Origin of the sequence: Bradyrhizobium manausense (assembly GCF_018130615.1) — a bacterium.
Classification (GTDB): Bacteria; Pseudomonadota; Alphaproteobacteria; order Rhizobiales; family Xanthobacteraceae; genus Bradyrhizobium; species Bradyrhizobium manausense_A.
This window is the reverse complement of sequence record NZ_JAFCKB010000023.1, coordinates 91,210-109,065: the sequence shown is the minus strand read 5'-3', so window position 1 is coordinate 109,065 and position 17,856 is coordinate 91,210. Positions and strand designations below refer to the sequence as shown.

14 protein-coding genes and 1 pseudogene are annotated in these 17,856 nt (G+C 63.5%); 9 read left to right on the top strand and 6 right to left on the bottom strand.

The window, feature by feature from the left end; genetic code table 11:
* Positions 1-127 precede the first annotated feature (127 nt).
* Positions 128-2,734, bottom strand: coding sequence for a CHAT domain-containing tetratricopeptide repeat protein (locus JQ587_RS31490; RefSeq protein WP_212427924.1), 2,607 nt, complete (start codon positions 2,732-2,734; stop codon positions 128-130).
* Positions 2,735-2,801: 67 nt separating this feature from the next.
* A complete protein-coding gene (locus JQ587_RS31485; RefSeq protein ID WP_212427938.1) occupies positions 2,802-3,548 on the bottom strand; it encodes a HugZ family pyridoxamine 5'-phosphate oxidase in 747 nt (248 codons plus the stop codon).
* Positions 3,549-3,788: 240 nt separating this feature from the next.
* On the opposite strand from JQ587_RS31485, the gene JQ587_RS31480 reads away from it, so the two are divergent.
* The 5 genes and pseudogenes from JQ587_RS31480 to JQ587_RS31460 all read left to right on the top strand — a co-directional run bounded on the left by JQ587_RS31480 (position 3,789) and on the right by JQ587_RS31460 (position 7,846).
* Positions 3,789-4,490 carry a response regulator transcription factor gene (locus tag JQ587_RS31480; protein WP_027535781.1) on the top strand — a complete coding sequence of 234 codons (702 nt, stop codon included), beginning with the start codon at positions 3,789-3,791 and terminating at the stop codon, positions 4,488-4,490.
* 196 nt (positions 4,491-4,686) lie between these two features.
* Positions 4,687-6,477, top strand: coding sequence for a sensor histidine kinase (locus tag JQ587_RS31475; RefSeq protein ID WP_212427923.1), 1,791 nt, complete (start codon positions 4,687-4,689; stop codon positions 6,475-6,477).
* Positions 6,474-6,998, top strand: a pseudogene (locus JQ587_RS31470) (HPr kinase/phosphorylase). Before JQ587_RS31475 ends, JQ587_RS31470 begins: the two are co-directional and overlap by 4 nt.
* Before the next feature lie 132 nt (positions 6,999-7,130).
* Entirely contained in the window at positions 7,131-7,532 is a 402-nt protein-coding gene (locus JQ587_RS31465; protein ID WP_007597752.1) for a PTS sugar transporter subunit IIA, read from the top strand.
* A complete protein-coding gene (locus JQ587_RS31460; protein WP_212303437.1) occupies positions 7,529-7,846 on the top strand; it encodes an HPr family phosphocarrier protein in 318 nt (105 codons plus the stop codon). Before JQ587_RS31465 ends, JQ587_RS31460 begins: the two co-directional genes overlap by 4 nt.
* 117 nt (positions 7,847-7,963) lie before the next feature.
* Here JQ587_RS31460 and JQ587_RS31455 read toward each other — a convergent pair whose 3' ends face one another.
* Positions 7,964-9,589 (bottom strand): glycosyltransferase family 39 protein, encoded by a 1,626-nt coding sequence (locus JQ587_RS31455; RefSeq protein WP_212427922.1) that lies wholly within the window; start codon positions 9,587-9,589, stop codon positions 7,964-7,966.
* 113 nt (positions 9,590-9,702) lie between these two features.
* Here JQ587_RS31455 and lepA point away from each other — a divergent pair, with 113 nt between their 5' ends.
* Both lepA and JQ587_RS31445 read left to right on the top strand, forming a co-directional pair.
* The gene (lepA, locus tag JQ587_RS31450) at positions 9,703-11,514 is read left to right on the top strand and encodes a translation elongation factor 4 (RefSeq protein ID WP_212303439.1); all 1,812 of its coding nucleotides are present in this window, start codon (positions 9,703-9,705) and stop codon (positions 11,512-11,514) included.
* A gap of 460 nt (positions 11,515-11,974) precedes the next feature.
* Positions 11,975-13,012 carry an alpha/beta hydrolase gene (locus JQ587_RS31445; RefSeq protein WP_212303440.1) on the top strand — a complete coding sequence of 346 codons (1,038 nt, stop codon included), beginning with the start codon at positions 11,975-11,977 and terminating at the stop codon, positions 13,010-13,012.
* 361 nt (positions 13,013-13,373) lie between these two features.
* Here JQ587_RS31445 and JQ587_RS31440 read toward each other — a convergent pair whose 3' ends face one another.
* From JQ587_RS31440 to JQ587_RS31430, 3 genes are all read right to left on the bottom strand, one after another.
* Complete coding sequence (locus tag JQ587_RS31440; protein WP_212303441.1) at positions 13,374-14,483, bottom strand: helix-turn-helix transcriptional regulator; 1,110 nt, start codon at positions 14,481-14,483, stop codon at positions 13,374-13,376.
* A gap of 404 nt (positions 14,484-14,887) precedes the next feature.
* Positions 14,888-16,189 (bottom strand): serine hydrolase domain-containing protein, encoded by a 1,302-nt coding sequence (locus JQ587_RS31435; RefSeq protein WP_212303442.1) that lies wholly within the window; start codon positions 16,187-16,189, stop codon positions 14,888-14,890.
* A 169-nt stretch (positions 16,190-16,358) separates the two neighbouring features.
* Positions 16,359-17,048 carry an aspartate/glutamate racemase family protein gene (locus tag JQ587_RS31430; protein WP_212303443.1) on the bottom strand — a complete coding sequence of 230 codons (690 nt, stop codon included), beginning with the start codon at positions 17,046-17,048 and terminating at the stop codon, positions 16,359-16,361.
* Positions 17,049-17,239: 191 nt separating this feature from the next.
* Between JQ587_RS31430 and JQ587_RS31425 the strand changes: the two genes are divergently transcribed.
* Together JQ587_RS31425 and JQ587_RS31420 are read left to right on the top strand one after the other, a co-directional pair.
* Positions 17,240-17,449 carry a hypothetical protein gene (locus tag JQ587_RS31425; RefSeq protein ID WP_212303444.1) on the top strand — a complete coding sequence of 70 codons (210 nt, stop codon included), beginning with the start codon at positions 17,240-17,242 and terminating at the stop codon, positions 17,447-17,449.
* A 129-nt stretch (positions 17,450-17,578) separates the two neighbouring features.
* Entirely contained in the window at positions 17,579-17,824 is a 246-nt protein-coding gene (locus tag JQ587_RS31420; RefSeq protein WP_212303445.1) for a hypothetical protein, read from the top strand.
* Positions 17,825-17,856: the final 32 nt, after the last annotated feature.

The following is a 17,856-nucleotide window of genomic DNA, read 5'->3' as shown; positions in this document are numbered from 1 at the left end:
AGGAGCGCGCCAAACGTCGCGCATGTCAGCTCTGAGCAGGCTGACGCAAAAAACGCGAATGATCGCGCAACCAAACGGCTGTTTCGGCGTTATCGGAAGTTTTGCGACGCACAAATGCTGCGCCGTTCTATCGTACCGCACCTTCGCCAACGAGCGCGAACGGTCCCCACATTGCGGGGTAGGCATTGCGCGGCAACGAAGTGTCATCGACATACGCCAACATCGCGCGCCGCAGAGCTTCGGCTCTGCCAAGCTTTGGTTCGTTTTTGAGCAGGTCGAAGGTCGAAGTGGTCAAGCGGGTGGCAGCCTCCGAATCCACCGCCCAATGCGAAACCAAGAGCGCGCGTGCTCCGGCATAGAAGAAAGCGCGCGCCAATCCTGACAATGCCTCGGCGCCAGGCTTGTCGCCGGCGATCGTGTTGCAGGCCGACAGCACGACCCAATCTGCATTGAGCTTGAGCTGCGCAACCTCGCTCGCGGTCAGCAGACCGTCGTCGAGCTCGGAAGGCTGCTCGGGAATCGACAGCGCAAGCGACGGCTCGCCCACACCTTTGATGTCCCCGGCGACGAGGCCGTGGGTCGCAAAATAGATGATGCTGTATTGAGCAAGCGGCGCACGCTTGAGCGTTGCTTCACTGGCATCGCGGCCGAGATGGATGTCGGCATCAGTCGCACCGACATCTTTCGCCACAGCGTTCAGCTCGTCCGCAGTATCCGGGAGTTGCGGCAGCGCCTGCGCAAGCCGCGCACGATCGACGCCCGCGCCGCGCCAGAAGTCGGTATAGGCAATCGTCGCAATGCTGCGCGCTGCGACCTTGCCGCTTGCTGCACGACGGTCGGCAGGCCGGCCCTCGGCAGGATTGAACACGGGATCGCCAAAGCCCGTCATCGGCTTGATGCCCTCGTCCTTGCGCGCAAAGGCGCGCAGCGATTTCAGACTGACCACCGACGGCAGCACCGAGACGGCCTGACGCCGCAACAGCCAGGCTGCGCTGCGATAGCCTTCGAGCGTGTCCGGGATCGCAGCTTTCGGGGTCTCCGTGACGAGCAGATGAAACGGCAGTGCCGTCAGCGCGCCTGACGGCACCGTAAGCAGGCTGCGCTTGTCCCTGGTCAGCGCCTCGACCGGACCGAGCAGCGTGACATAGAGCTCGTTGGCGAGCGCAAGATCGAACAAGCCGGATTTGCCCGAGCCGTCGCGCGCCTCATCGCTCGCCTTGCCGACATCGAGACCTCGGCGAAACGCCGTGACCTTCTGCGCCAATGCGTCGGCGCCGAGCGGAATCTCTTTCCAGTCAGCGCTCTCGCGCGTGATGGCGATGACATAGCTGCGCTTGTCGACGACGGAATGGAGCACCATGGCTTCGTCGGCCGACAGCAGCGGCTGGACGTCCTTGACCGTCAGCGGCAGCGGGTTGGAGAGCGAGGCGTAGTCGGGAAACTCGACGGCGAGCGTCTTCTGCAAGCCGGTGCGCTCGTCTGCAATTGTCGCGATCCGCCCGCGGCTGCGCTGCTCGGAGGCGACGTCGCGTTGCGCCGACGGCTTCGACACGGCCGCGATGATCGCCTTGTCGAGCGCCTCGGATTCGGCGGCAAGGTCCTGGTCCTTGCGTACCAGCTCGGCGAGCCGGTCGCTGCCGGCGGCAAGCCGCACCGCGAGCTTGTTCACGGCCGATGCGGCGGAGGATTGCGTGCCACGCTGGATCGCGGCGAGCGCCTCGTCCAGTGCCTTGTCGCCCGGCACCAGCGATTGCTGGCGCGCCGCAAACAGGATCGGGAGCACGACGCGCAGCTGCGCGCGACCGTTCGCAAGCGTCTTTTCCGCGAGCGGCAACGCGTCTGCAATTCGGCCGGACACGTAGAGGAAATAGGCCAGATTGCCGGTGGAGGTCGCAACATCAGGGTGATCCGGACCGAGCGCACGCTCCCGTATCGCCAGCGCCCGGCGATACAGCGGCTCGGCATCGGCATAGCGCTGCTGATGCTCATAAAGGCCGGCAAGATTGTTGAGGGACCGCGCGACATCGGGACGGTCCGACCCCAGAACTTTTTCGCGGATCGCGAGCGAACGCTTGATCGGCGCTTCGGCGTCGGCATCGCGGCCGAGATCGCGATAGAGCTGCCCGAGATTGTTCAGGAGCGTCGCGACTGCCGGGTGCTCGGGACCGCCGACCTTCTGGAGGATCGCGAGCGCGCGCTGGAACAACGGCTCGGCGTCGGCGAAGTGCTCCTGCTTCACATAGAGCGTAGCGAGATTGTTGAGGGACTGGCCGACGTCGGGATGCTCGCGCGAAAGCGCCTTTTCGCGGATCGTCAGCGCGCGCCTGAACAGTGGCTCGGCGTCGGCGAAACGGCCCTGCCGCTGATCGAGCGCGGCGAGATTGTTCAGCACCGGCGCGATCTCGACGCTATCCAGGCCGGTCCCCTTCTCCATCAGCGCGATGGCGCGCTTGTAGATCGGCTCGGCCTGATCATCGCGCCCCTGATCGGCGTAGATCTGCGCGAGGTTGTTGAGCGCGGCGGCGAGATCGCGATTGTTGCTGGCCTTCTCGAGCGACGCCACCATGGCCTGCGCCAAAGGAAGCGCTTCCGCATATTTGCCAGCGGTTCTCAGCGCATTGATCCGCGCGCTTTGGCCTGAGAGATCGCTCTTCTGGGCAAGTCCAGGCATGGCAAGCGATGCGGTCATCGCGAACGCGAGGCCTGCAACCCATGCCGAACGACGACGTGTCATGACCCCTCGCTGCCAACCTCAGACCGAACACGATCTTGGGTCGCAGCGACGGGAGGCGACGTTCAATTTACTGCGGCTGATCCGGACTCTTGGCGCGCGCTTCGCCCACTAGGCGGACCAGCATCTTGCGCAGCGCCGTGCTGCTGGTGACCCGCTCCGGAAAATCCAGCCGCAATCCGGTCTGGCCGTGCTGCATGTCGAGGCCTTCGGGGTCGCAGCCGACGCAACGCCAATCGCCCGCAGCCGCGCCGAGAAGCTTCGTCGCATAAAGGCTCATGGCGTCGCGATGGTCATCATTCATATGCTCGACCGCCCCCTCCTCCGCCGCCAGCAACTCCTCGGCCCCCGCAAGGTCGGTGAGGAATTGTTCCGGCTTGAGATCGACGATCCGGCCAAAACCAGCCACCAAGTGGGTTCCCGCAGGGATGACCCGGAAGAACGCAAAATCTTTAAACGTGACAAAGGTTTCCGCTGACGGATGGGCATTGAGATACCGCCGCTGGAGCAGATCCTTCTCATCCTCAGCCTGTTCCGCCCGGCCTGACAGCATGATCCGGGCGCCTTCCAGCGGATCGCCGGCGGCGCGCTCGTCCAGCATCAGGGAGACCCGGCCGTCTGCGAGGATATTCTTGGTGTGAAGGGCCAATCGGGAGATCAGCAGAATCGGCGAGCCATCGGGATGGCTCGCCAAATTGACCAGGGAACAATAGGGATCGCCGCTGCCGGCCATAAGCGTTGCCAGGGCACCCTGCCGGGACCGCCTCAGTAGCGATTTGGCGAGCTTTCCGGGATCGAAATCAGGGGTCGGTTGCATTGGCTTTCTCGGTTCAGGTGGTTGCAAGGCAGGCCTTTTTTCGGGTAAACCCGAGCCCGGTTATGGGTCGATATGCGGCGAATCCGCCGTGTTTCGTGGAACTTGGTCACACTTCAGCCCAGCTTGCATTGCTCGGTGACAAGGTTCGAACGCCAAATTCGGCACCCATGTATGCGGCGCATCACTGGATTGCTCGCCGTTTAAGCCACGACCCAAACGGAAAGCAGAAAGCAGAGGCTCATGCCCACAATCGCTTTGGTCGACGACGACCGCAACATTCTCACATCCGTCTCGATCGCGCTGGAAGCCGAAGGCTACCGCATCATGACCTACACCGACGGCGCCTCCGCGCTTGACGGTTTCCGCACCACCCAGCCCGATCTTGCCATCCTCGACATCAAGATGCCGCGCATGGACGGCATGGAGACGCTGCGCCGTCTCAGGCAGAAGTCCGACCTGCCGGTGATCTTCCTGACCTCCAAGGACGAAGAGATCGACGAGCTGTTCGGCCTCAAGATGGGCGCGGACGATTTCATCCGCAAACCGTTCTCGCAGCGCCTGCTGGTCGAACGCGTCAAGGCGGTGCTGCGCCGCTCGGCGCCCAAGGATCCGACCGTCGCGCCGAAGGAGAACGACGCCAAGGCGCTCGACCGCGGCCTGCTGCGCATGGATCCGGAACGGCATACCTGCACCTGGAAGAACGAGCCGGTGACGCTGACCGTCACCGAATTCCTGATCCTCCAGGCGCTGGCGACCCGCCCCGGCGTGGTCAAGAGCCGCAACGCGCTGATGGACGCCGCCTATGACGACCAGGTCTATGTCGACGACCGCACCATCGACAGCCACATCAAGCGGCTGCGCAAGAAGTTCAAGGTGGTCGACAACGATTTCGAGATGATCGAGACTCTCTACGGCGTCGGCTACCGCTTCAAGGAAGCCTGAGGCGTCACGCGCTTTCACAAAGAGCAGAGCTCAAGCCCGGTTCTGATTCCATCGGGACCGGGATGGCTCTGAAGCGCAATCGCGCTTCAGTTTGTTGTTTGAGCATGATCTTTCGGAAAACCGCTGCACACTTTTCCGGATCATGCTCTAGAATGCGGGGACCGTCGCACGAGCTGTCCTAACGCGGGCTTGAGCATTGCTTGACCGAACGCAGCCTGATCCGAGTTCAAACGCCGAGGACGTTGTCGCCCACGGCACCTCGGACCATGAGGACAAGCCTGTCGCGAAAGCCTGGGGGCCGCTGAACTGGCTCAAGCGCGCCGGGCAGTTCTTCTTCGCACTGTCCTTCTCCAGCCTGACCCGCCGCATCGTCTCGCTCAACCTCGCGGGCCTCGTCGCCCTGGTCGCGAGCATCCTGTATCTGTCGCAGTTCCGCGCCGGCCTGATCGACGCACGCGCGCAGAGCCTGCTGGTTCAGGCCGAAATCATCGCCGGCGCCATCGGCGCGTCCGCGACGGTGCAGACCAACGCGATCACCGTCGACCCCGATCGGCTGCTCGACCTGAAGCTGGGCGAGAGCTATGGCGGAATGGATGATTCGCTGGATTTTCCGATCAATCCCGAGCGCGTTGCGCCGGTGCTCAGCACGCTGATTTCGCCGACCAAGACCCGTGCCCGGATTTTCGACCCCAATGGCAGCGTGCTGCTCGACAGCCGCGATCTCGATAGCGTGCGGGGGTTTCCGCTACCGCCGTTGTCGCAGAAGCCGGGCCTCGTCGAACGCATGATGGTCCCGGTGCGAACCTATCTGAACCGCGGCGACCTGCCGCTCTATCGCGAACTCGGGCGCGAGAACGGCAAGGGTTATGTGGAGGTCGCTGACGCGCTTCAAGGCCAGAAGCGCTCGATGGTGCGGGTTGATGCGCGCGGCGAGGTGATCGTCTCGGTTGCCGTCCCCGTGCAGCGCGCGCGTGCCATCCATGGCGCGCTGATGCTGTCGACCCAGGGCGACGAAATCGATCAGATGGTCACGGCCGAGCGCTTGGCAATCCTGAAGGTCGGTGGGGTCGCGGCCGCGGTCATGATCATGCTGTCGCTGCTGCTTGCGAGCACGATCGCAGGCCCCGTCCGCCGGCTGGCCGACAGCGCCGAGCGGGTCCGCCGCCGCATCAAGACCCGCGTCGAGATCCCCGACTTCACCCGCCGCCGCGACGAGATCGGCCATCTCTCCGGCGCGCTACGCGACATGACCAGCGCGCTGTACAAGCGAATCGAGGCGATCGAGATGTTCGCCGCCGACGTCGCCCACGAACTGAAGAACCCGCTGACCTCGCTGCGCTCCGCGGTCGAGACAATGCCGCTGGCACGCAACGAGACCAGCCGCGCCCGCCTGCTCGAGGTGATCGAGCACGACGTCAAGCGGCTCGATCGGCTGATCTCTGATATCTCCGATGCAAGCCGGCTCGATGCCGAGTTGCAGCGGCAAGATGCGATCCCGGTCGATCTCAGGCGACTCCTGGGCACGCTGGTTGCGGTCGCCAATGAAACCAAGCTCGGTCACGACGTCGCCGTCGAGGCGCGCTTCGAGGGCCGCAGCCCGACCGATACATTCTCCGTCACGGGTCATGATTCGCGGCTCGGACAGGTGGTCTCCAACCTGCTCTCCAATGCGCAGTCCTTCTCGGAAGCCGGCAGCAAGGTGCGCCTGACCTGCCGCCGCGCGCGCGGCGAGATAGAGATCGTGGTCGACGACGACGGCCCCGGCATCCGCGACGACGCGCTGGAACGCATCTTCGAGCGCTTCTACACCGACCGGCCGCATCAGGGCTTTGGCCAGAATTCCGGCCTCGGGCTGTCGATCTCCAAGCAGATAGTCGACGCCCATGGCGGGCGCATCTGGGCGGAGAATCGCGCCGGTCCCGCTGACGAAGACGGGGCGCCGACAGTCGCGGGCGCGCGCTTCGTGGTGAGGCTGCCGGCGCTATGAGCGACGGCGGGCCGAGCATTCACGCCTCCGCGGTCAAGGTCGGGTCCCTGGCAGTGCTGATCCGCGGGCCCTCGGGCGCCGGCAAGTCGCGCCTTGCCTTCGATTTGATCATGGCTGGGCGCTCAGGCGTGGTCGATGGCGCCACCCTGGTCGGCGACGACCGTGTCCATCTGGCGACAGTCGGCCATGAAATTGAAGTTCGTCCCGCCCCGCTGCTGGCCGGCCTGATCGAGATCCGGGGGCTGGGAATCCGCCGCTGCGACTTCGTCGAGCATGCGACGGTCGGCCTCGTGGTCGATCTCGCCGCTGACGACGCCGAACGCTTGCCTCCGCCGGAAACGCTGAAAACCACCATTTTTGGTGTCGAAATACCGCGAATCCCGGTCGGGCGCGACTATTCGCCCCTCCCACTGGTTGTTGCGGCCTTGACCACTACCAAGAGTTAACCTTCTGCTAAGCCCTCGGGCGATTGTTTGAAGGGAAATGGTAACCATATGAGTCCCACACTCGCGACCGAGTAGACCGGCGCATTTCCCCTCATCCATCCGTCTAGATTCAGGGAGATACGCAACATCCCCTCTTGCGCGGGGGCTCTGGATGGTCAAAGTGGCGCGTTCGTGCGGTGCACCAAAAGCGCCCGCGGGAGTTTTCCGATGATTGGTCTAGTACTTGTGACCCACGGGCGCCTTGCCGACGAATTCAAGGCAGCGCTTGAACATGTCATGGGCCCACAAAAGCAAATCGAAGCGATTACGATCGGTGCCGAAGATGATTCCGATCTCTGCCGAAGCGACATCATCGAGGCGGTTAACCGCGTCGATTCCGGCGACGGCGTTGCGATCCTCACTGACATGTTCGGCGGCACGCCGTCGAACCTCGCGATTTCCTGCATGAGCCGGCCCAAGGTCGAAGTGCTCGCGGGCATCAACCTGCCCATGCTGGTGAAGCTCGCCAAGGTGCGCGAAGAGCGTCCGCTGCCCGATGCAATCGCGATGGCGCAGGAAGCCGGCCGCAAATACGTCACCATCGCCAGCCGGGTGCTTGCCGGCAAATGAGCGACGACGCGCCACAAGCCGGGACTGGCGTGCCCGCGGGCGCGATCTCCAAAGAGCTCCTGATCATCAACAAGCGCGGCCTGCATGCGCGCGCCTCGGCGAAATTCGTCCAGGCGGTCGAGCGCTTCAACGCGCAAGTGTGGGTGACGCGCGGCGGCGAGACCGTCGGCGGCACCTCGATCATGGGTCTGATGATGCTCGCGGCAGGCCCCGGCACGACGATCACGGTCGCCGCCGCCGGTGCAGACGCGGAAGCCGCGCTTGCGGCAATCGCCGAGCTCGTCGAAAGCAAGTTCAACGAGGAAGGCGTTTAGCCTTCTGCCGTCATTCCGGGATGGTGCGACAGCAACAGACCCGGAATCTCGAGATTCTCGGGTGCGCAAGTGCGCACCATGGTTCGATGCTGCGCATCGCCCCGGAATGACCTTCGGTCACTTCGCCGGCGGAGCGATGTAGACGTTCCACGTCATCGACGGGCCGGCCTTGCCATGGGTGAAGCGGCGCGTCGTCATCACCATGCGCTCGGCGTTCGGCGCAATCTCCGACACCCATTTTTCGAATGCCGGCAAACGGCCGTCGGTCGGATCGAACACGCCGATGAAGCCGTCCTTCTTGACCTCATCGAGTGACGTCAGCCCGGAACTCCAAGCCTCGTTCGGGATGAACGCAACCGGATGATCGGGACTATAGAACACCAACGGCTGGATTGATTCCATCGTGCCGGCGACGATCGCCCAGCGCGAGGCGAAGCGCGAATGCCAGGCCTGCGTCAACTCGCGCGCAAGCTCCGATCGCGCGCCATAGGTCGCCGTGTTGTCCGAATTCGCCGCCATCTCGCGCGCGGCGATCCAGGGCGAAGCGGCTAGCGTCGCGACGCTGAGCACGAGCCAGATCGCCACGATGTTGAACAGCACCGCACTCTGCACCCGCAGCGTCGGAATCGCCACCAGTGCGACCGGCACCAGGAAGAACAGCGAGATCCCCCAGTCGGTCTTCATGTAGATGCTGAAGGCGAGCGCGCCGAGCGGTGGCCCGGCCGCGACGATGATCTGGATGATCCAGACGTTCAGCGCTTGGGAAACGTTGACGCCCAGATTGGCGCCGCGCGCCCATGCCCGCGTGACGATGCGTAAGGGAGCGCGCACAAGCAGCGTCAGCCAGGGCGGCACCAGCGCCATCGCGAGCGCGGCGAGCGCCACCGGCAGCGCCAGCAGCGCGGCATTGTGCAGGACATAACCGAACACAAGCTGCCGCACCTGGTCGGAGTTCTCGATGCTGTAGGTGTCGCCGGCATAGGTCAGCGGCACGAAATGCGCATCCGCAAGCCAGACGATGTGGGGAGTCATCGCCGCCACCATCGTCGCGATCGCGACCCAGGGCGCCGGCGACAGCAAGAACTTCATGCGCTCGGGATGGATCAGCGCGGCAAGGCCGATGGCGCCGATCATGGTCAGCACCCAATATTTCGTCATCAGCGCCAGCGCGCCGGCAAGCCCGAGCCAAATTCCGGACTGCCAGCTCCGCTTCTCGAACGCGTTGAGATAGGCGAGCACGACGAGCGGCAGAGTGACGAGCTGAAGCAGATCGGGGTTGTACTTGAAGCCCTTGAAATTGAAGATCGGATAGAGCGCAACCATCACCACGACCAGGAACGCTCGGCGCGGGTCCACCACGCGCAGCGCCACCAGCCAGCAGATCACCATGCCGACGCTGACCGTTGCCATCGCCAACGCATAGGTCGCCCAGTCCGTCGCCGGGAAGATCCTGAACCAGAGCCCGGCGATCCAGCCGGACAACGGCGGATGCTTGCCGTAGCCCCACAGGAATTTCTGGCCCCAGCCCCAGGCTTCTGCGACGTCCATGTGAACGTCCTGCGCTGCCTTGAGATTGACCAGGATGAAAGTCCAGATCACCGCATGCACGATGGCGAGCTGAATCACCAGCCAGAGCCTGGCCGAGGGGTGGGTCGCGTAGGCAACCAGCCAGGCCCGGAAGCGGTCAAAGCTGAGGCGGCTCTTGGCGCGTGCGCGGGCCGAGGGGATCGAGGTCGTTGACATGGCCGTTGCGTAGCGCGTTTTGGACCATCGTGGAATCAGCTTGGCGTGAAGAAAGGCCCTGAAAATACAGCAATATGGTTGCCGCACGGGGATGTGAGTGGTATCCCGCGCCCATGACGACCGTCCCCATTTCCAACATCCGCAATTTCTCCATCGTCGCCCATATCGACCATGGCAAATCGACGCTGGCCGACCGCCTGATCCAGATGACCGGCGGCCTCTCCGACCGCGAAATGGCGGGCAAGGAGCAGGTGCTCGATTCCATGGACATCGAGCGCGAGCGCGGCATCACCATCAAGGCGCAGACGGTGCGCCTCGCCTACCGCGCCAAGGACGGCAAGGATTACGTGTTCAACCTGATGGACACGCCCGGCCATGTCGACTTCGCCTACGAGGTGTCGCGATCGCTGGCGGCGTGCGAGGGTTCCCTGCTGGTGGTCGACGCCAGCCAGGGCGTCGAGGCGCAGACGCTCGCCAACGTCTACCAGGCACTCGACAACAATCACGAGATCGTGCCGGTCCTGAACAAGGTCGACCTGCCGGCCGCCGAGCCGGAGAAGGTCAAGCAGCAGATCGAGGACGTCATCGGCATCGACGCCTCCGACGCCGTGATGATCTCGGCCAAGACCGGCCTCGGCATCCCCGACGTGCTGGAAGCCATCGTCACCCGCCTGCCGCCGCCGAAGGGCGATCGCGATGCGACGCTGAAGGCGCTGCTGGTCGACAGTTGGTACGATGTCTATCTCGGCGTCGTCGTGCTGATCCGCGTCGTCGACGGCGTCATGAAGAAGGGCCAGCGCGTGCGCATGATGGGCACCGGCGCGGCCTATGACGTCGAGCGCGTCGGCTTCTTCACGCCTAAGATGCAGCAGGTCGACGAGCTCGGTCCCGGCGAGATCGGCTTCATCACCGCCGCGATCAAGGAAGTCGCCGACACCCGCGTCGGCGACACCATCACCGACGACAGGAAGCCCGTGACGGAAATGCTGCCGGGCTTCAAGCCGGCGATCCCCGTCGTGTTCTGCGGCCTGTTCCCTGTCGACGCCGACGACTTCGAGACGCTGCGTGCCGCGATGGGCAAGCTGCGCCTCAACGACGCCAGCTTCTCCTTCGAGATGGAAACCTCGGCCGCGCTCGGCTTCGGCTTTCGCTGCGGCTTCCTCGGGCTGTTGCATCTGGAGATCATCCAGGAGCGGCTGTCGCGCGAGTTCGACCTCAATTTGATCGCGACTGCGCCGAGCGTCATCTACAAGATGAAGCTGACCGACGGCACCGAGCTCGAGATCCACAATCCCGTCGACATGCCCGACGTGGTGAAGATCGAGGAGATCCAGGAGCCCTGGATCGAGGCCACGATCCTCACCCCCGACGAATATCTCGGCAGCGTGCTGAAGCTGTGCCAGGACCGCCGCGGCTCGCAGAAGGAGCTGACCTATGTCGGCGCCCGCGCGATGGTGAAATACGACCTGCCGCTCAACGAGGTCGTGTTCGACTTCTACGACCGCCTCAAGTCGGTCTCCAAGGGCTACGCCTCGTTCGACTATCACCTCACCGACTACAAGCCGGCCGATCTCGTCAAGATGCAGATCCTGGTCAACGCCGAGCCGGTCGACGCGCTCTCGATGCTGGTCCACCGCACCCGCGCCGAGGGGCGCGGCCGCGCCATGGTCGAGAAGATGAAGGAGCTGATCCCGCCGCACATGTTTCAGATCCCGATCCAGGCGGCGATCGGCGGCAAGGTGATCGCCCGCGAGACGGTGCGCGCGCTGCGGAAGGACGTCACCGCAAAGTGCTACGGCGGCGACATCACGCGTAAGCGAAAGCTGCTGGAGAAGCAGAAGGAAGGCAAGAAGAAGATGCGGCAGTTCGGCAAGGTCGACATCCCGCAGGAAGCCTTCATTGCCGCGCTGAAGGTGGACAGCTGAGGCCACCGGCGGAAGCCGCCTCAGGCGTGACGCGGCGGGTCCAGTCGAAGCATTTCGCGACCGGACGACAAAATCGCGAAAACAACCCCATGCACAGTAGCCAGTAGCCCGCCCCTTGTCGGCATTGCGCCTTTCCGATTTTACGAAATCCATTTGACCCGTCGGGCAAAACACTGGCATGATGGCATCATGGCAGCGCGTGTGATCGGCGGACCCGCGATCGGGCCCCGCCCGCCGGCCGCCTCGACACCCAGGGCTTTGCAGGCCGAGCGAACGGCAATGGCGACGGGTGCAGGCTCTTGGTCGAACATGACCCGAAATCAACGTTGAGGACCGGCTGACCGTCGTGACGCCGAACCCGCTTTGACATTCAGGCTCGACTTGAAAGAGGCCTCCGAGACGGTATGCTCGCAGGTCCCACATCTGACAAACTGATCATTGAACCCCAGAGAGCCCGACTATGAGGATCTCAATTTTCGTGGGTCTTTTGACTTCGATGATTCTCGCTGCACCTGCATTTGCTCAGTCCGGTTCGCTCATCACCGAAGAGATCATGGTGAAGAGCGCCGATCCCGGCATCGAGATTTATGTCCGGAACAAGCGGCCCGCCGGGATGACAACATTCCGCCCGGAGCAGACGGTGCTCTACGTTCACGGCGCAACATATCCGTCGGAGACGGCTTTTGATCTCAAGCTCGATGGCACGTCGTGGATGGAGTACATCGCATCGCGCGGCTATGACGTCTGGTCGCTGGATGTGCGCGGATATGGCAAGTCGACGCGCCCCAAGGAGATGGACGACAAGGCAGAAGCCAATCCGCCAATCGTCACCGGCGAAGTCGCGGTACGGGATATCGGCTCGGCCGTGGATTTCATTCTTGCGCGACGAGCCATCCCCCGCCTGAACCTCCTTGGCTGGTCGTGGGGAACGACCTTGATGGCGACATACACGACCCAGAATTCCGCCAAGGTGGAGAGATTGGTTTTGTATGCGCCTGTGTGGATCCGTCAGACGGCTTCCCTGGTCCAGGCAGGCCCTGGCAAACTCGGCGCTTACCGGATGGTGACGCGCGAGCAAGCCAAAGAGCGTTGGTACACCGGCGTCCCGGAAGAGAAAAAGGCCTCGCTCATCCCGCAAGGCTGGTTCGAGGCTTGGGCCGATGCCACCTTTGCGACCGATCCGGTTGGAGCCCAGATGACCCCGGCGATGTTGCGCGCTCCCAACGGGGTCGTTCAGGACGGCGCACAATTTTTCGGCGCAGGCAAACCCTATTACGACCCGTCGAAAATTACGGTCCCAACGCTCTTGGTTGGAGCCGAGTGGGATCGCGATGCGCCCCCTTACATGGCCCAGGCGCTGTTTCCATTGCTGGTCAATTCGCCCGGCAAGCGGTACGTCGAATTGGCGGAAGGTACCCACACCATCATCATGGAAAAGAATCGGTTACGCCTGTTCGAAGCCGTTCAAGCGTTCCTCGATGAGGCGAAGCGCTCCTAGCCGATAAGTTCGGATGAACGCCTCCGCTAGGCCGAAAGCCGGGAGCGATAGGGGGCAGTCAGCAGCAGCTGGAACAGCGCTCTTTCGGCCCGGTACTTTGCCGCAGGCCGACTTCGTTCCCGGCCCTGCATGACCACCACGCCCTGGCTGGTGCAGATGCTCCAGGCCCATGTTCGTCGCCTGCGCTGCGCCATGGTCACATCGAAAATTGGGAACTCCGGTCTCACCATCCCTGCGCTATCTCGTCAGACTCCCTGACGGAGTTGACCCCGGAGGGCGGACCCTGTCTTCACCCCTTTGGGTGAAGAGACCCTCACACATCGCCAAGGTTTAATCGTACCTGCCCGAATCCCTCAGGGCGTCACCCGAGGGGCAATTTGGGGATCCCGCCGAAGAGCGCAGCTGCACTCTTCTGGTTGCGGGTTCCCGTCTTGGCAAGGACGGCCTTGATCTGGGTGCGGATTGTTTCACGGCTCAATCCGTGATGCGCCGCGATGTCGCCGATCGTCTGGCCTTGCGCGATGCCACGCGCAACGCGCGCCTCGCTGGGGGTGAGATCGAACAGGCCACGAATGAGCGCCAGACTCGGCGCCTGGGAGGCAGTCACGGGCGTCACGATCAGAAGGCCGACGGCCCCATTGAACAGATCGCGCGCTTCGCCTGGCATCGAAACGAGATGAAAGACCACCCGATCCTGATCGTTCGTACGGCGCGCCGCGAAGGAACACACGGCCTTTTCAGCTGACCCGAGTTGAAGCAAGCCGGCGCGCAACAGCGCGTCGGCTGCGCCGTCCCTGATGGCAAGCCGGTCTTTCGGTAGCCACCGCAGGACATCCGTCATGCCTTCGATCAAGTCGTTCACGGCCACAACCCGTCCGGATCGCGCAATTGCGAGGGCCGGCAGACCGACAAGCGCCAACGCCTCGGTCGCCGCCCGCATCCGGGTGAGACGCCAGCGCGTCGACAGCAGGGCCGCCCGCGCAAGATGGGGACGAAAGCGATCGAGGAAATCGAGATCCTGCCGTGAAAAGGCAGGCCGGCCTGCCAATCTTTCCATGTGAAAGACAATGAGCTCACCGGAGGGACTATGGATTGCCGTCGCGCAAGCGTGCTCGAAGCCCCATACTTTATTCCACTCCGTCCGATATGGATCACGCTCCCATTCTTCCAGCGAAAAGACATCCTGCTCGCTCACGAAGCCGGGATGATCAAGTGCCAGAAGTCGGGGGGTCGTCTCCGTGCGACTTGAGAGGTCGTCACGCATGAACGCCGAGAATGCCTCACGGATCGACGGCGACGTCACGACACCATTCCAGACGCCAGCCCACGGATCGGCGTCCGAGGTAATCATGACCATGCCATGTGCGCCTGCGGCATGCGCGATGGCTTCCAGAACATCCGGCCAGAGCTCCGGAACGGCCGCAGCCTCGTGGATGCGATCGATGATGTGCTCGATATCGATGTCCGTCATTGTCGCCGCGTTAGACCCAACAAAATCGACATCAGGCGCGCGCTGCGCATTTTCGCTTGAGCCTCTGTGCGTCGCCCGAATTTGGGGGACATGATACCAAGCCGCTTCCACGGAACTCAATCGCTGCCGGTGCCCGGAGCGGACCCGGGGCTATCGCATATGGGCAGACCTGTCATTCCGGGACGCCCGAAGGGCGGAACCGGAATCTCGAGATTCCCGGTTCGATACTTTGCATCGCCCCGGAATGAGGGGAATGGGTGGGTGCAAGGCGATATTGGGAAGAGCGCTGCCTGACATTGCGGGCGGCGCCATACGCGTTGCCCTCCGAACGGGCCGGAGGGGCTCGCCGGTATTATGGCGCCGTTTCGATTATTCGAGGGTTCATAGGCATCCGCGCAGTCGAATCATTGCCCGAGCTGTTGAAGCGCCGCGGACCACAGCGCGAGCGGTTCTCTGAGGGCTCCCGGCTCGGATGGCTTCTGGCGAACGGCGGTGTGCACCATGACGAGCTTCGAGGCTGGATCGACCAAGATGACCTGGCCGCGGATGCCGAGCAGGGCAAACCTGCGCTGCTCGCCAGGGAGGATCCAGACCTGATAGCCATAGCCGAAATAGGGTGTGGCCATTTTCGGAGCGAGATGGCCGTCGCCCGGCCTGACGGTCGTGGCATCCAGCAGCCACTGCCGGGGAATCAACTGACGACCCTCCCAGGCGCCGTCATGTGCGAGCAGCCGGGCCAGGCGCGCGTAGTCGCGCAAGGTTGCGTTGAAGCAGCAAAAAGCAATCTCCTGTCCGCTTCCGTCGATCGCCCAGGAGGCATCCGCTTCGGTGCCGATCGCATTCCAGATCCGGTCGTGGAGATAGTCGGCAACCGGCGTGCCCGTGGCGGAGCGCAGGACCAGGCCCAGGATCTCGGTTTCCACGCTTGCATAGTGCCATCTGGTGCCGGGCGGCGCGATCCGGGTATTGAATTGCGCGACGACGGCGGCGGGATCCTTCGTCTGTTCAACGAACAGGGCCCGCCCAAGCCGGGCGATATCGTCATGCCCGTCATAGACTTCCGAGAAGTCGACGCCCGACGACATGTTCAGCAAGGCCCGGATGGATGTGTTGCCGTATTCCGTTCCTGCAAGACCGGCGACGTAGGTCGAGACGAGATCGTCGATCGACTTGATCCGTCCCTCCGAGACCGCGATCCCGACCAGCATGGACACCAGTGTCTTGGCCATCGATTGCGACAGAAAGCGGTCGTGATCGGTCCGCGAATATTGGTAGTGCTCGTACAGGATGGTGTCGTCCCTGGCGATCAGCAGGCCTGTCACAGGATTGCGCTTGAGGTAATCCGCGATGCTCAGCCGCTCCGTGCCGAAACTGTAAGTGATCGATGGCTCCGGCGCGCGTTTGAATTGCCACGGCGCCGCCGCGCGACCGATCGGGCGCGAGGGGTAGATCTCGCCGAAATGGCTGTAGACCCCGACGAGCTTGTCAAGCTGGGTGGTGGTCGCCCGCGTCCCGATCGGATAGCCGGAAGCAGCACCATAGGCATCGGCGTCGGGGCCGCTATCCGAAAAAACCGGTCCCGCCTCGCCAGGCGAGCTTCGGGCGTCCTGCGCGCAGGCCCAGGACGCCCAGAGCGCGGAGGCGAGGATGACGGGCGAGAAAAGCCCGCGGCAACCGCGCGGCCTGCAGAGCGCTTTCCAATTCACTGGACTTGCCTCCCACGTTCTTGCGTGCACGCTTGTGAGAACGACTTCGCAGGCTCGTGACGGGAGGCATGTTATCATTGGGGGTCGACGGTGTCAGGATGTGGCCCCGCCGACATCGGCCGAACTTGCCGCGTCGGATGGCAGACGTCCAGTGCTACCGGCCTCACCATCACCCAATCGCGAAATCCGCCGCGGTCTCCGCGTGAATGGCCGTCGTGTCGAACGTCTCGACTGATGTATCGGCGGCGCCGACCAGCATCGTAATCTCGGTGCAGCCGAGGATGATGCACTCGGCGCCGCGCCCGACCAGGGCGGCCATCACGTCCTGATAGCGGCGGCGCGAGGACGCAGCCACGACGCCAAGGCACAGCTCGTCGTAGATGATGCGGTTCACGTCGGCGCGCGCGTCAGTGGGCGGAATGAGGACATCGAGATCATGCGCGCGCAGCCGGTCGATGTAGAAATCTTCCTCCATCGTGAACTTGGTGCCGAGCAGGCCGACGCGCCGATATCCCTTGGCCCGGATCCTCTGGGCCGTCGCGTCGCCGATGTGAATGAAGGGAATGGTCAGCTTCGGCGTGATGTCGGGTGCCAGCTTGTGCATGGTGTTCGTGCACAGCACGATCGCGCGCGCGCCGACGTTTTCGAGACGCTGCGCCACATCCGCGAGGCTGGCCGCTGCCTCGGCCCAGCGGCCGGCGTATTGCATCTCCTTGATCTCCTGGAAATCGTAGGAGTACATCAGCAGCGGCGCCGAGTGCAGCTTGCCCATACGGTCACGGACGCGCTCATTGATGAGCTTGTAGTAGAGCGCCGTGCTCTCCCAGCTCATGCCGCCGATCAGACCAATGGTTTGCATCGCCGTGCCTTTCGAAATCTGGTTCGCCCGGATCGTAGACGAAGACGGTGGCGGCCGCCATCACGACACCGGCAGGCCGACTCTCGGTCGGGGCCGTCCGCCATTCCGATTGAACCCGGTCCACGCCCAACGACACTATCCCCTGCGTAGGGATCGGCTTGCCCGTCCATGGGCGATACGGGGTGTCTGTCATGCGACGACGAAACTGGCGATTGATTGCGGTGGGCACGGTGCTGCTGGTGCTGGCCGTGCTGTTCTTCCTGTCGATGCGCGACATGACGCTGTGGTCCAATGATCCTGTCGCCCTGATGCGCACGGTCGGCGAGGTCTCCGGCGTCGTCGGCGGCATCAGCCTCGTCATGATCGTGTTCGGCTTGATCGGCAGGAAAGCACCGGTCTGACGCGGCCTCGCTCCGGAAAGCCCGGTCACGGCGGCATCACGCCTCCGCTATGAGCGGAATAACGTGTCTTCGATGCAAATCTGAATGTCAGAGCCGCGCATCTCGCGCGGACGCGATTCGGAGGCATTCATGAGCACCTCGAAGCTGCTGGTTGTGGTCGCACTCGTCTCGACAATGGGCATCGCGTCGGCGCAATCGTTCCATCCGCCGGTGGCCGGAAAGGAAACCACCACAAAACCCTGGACGGCACCGGTCGGCCATCGCCAGCCGCACGCATCGGACGTTCCTGCAACGACGATGGGACCGCCGGATTTTCTCGATCAGGAGGATGCGAATGTCGACCGCAAGATCAGCGGGATTTGTCGGGGGTGCTGATCGAGGGACTCTTTCGGCCGACTCCCGCTGCC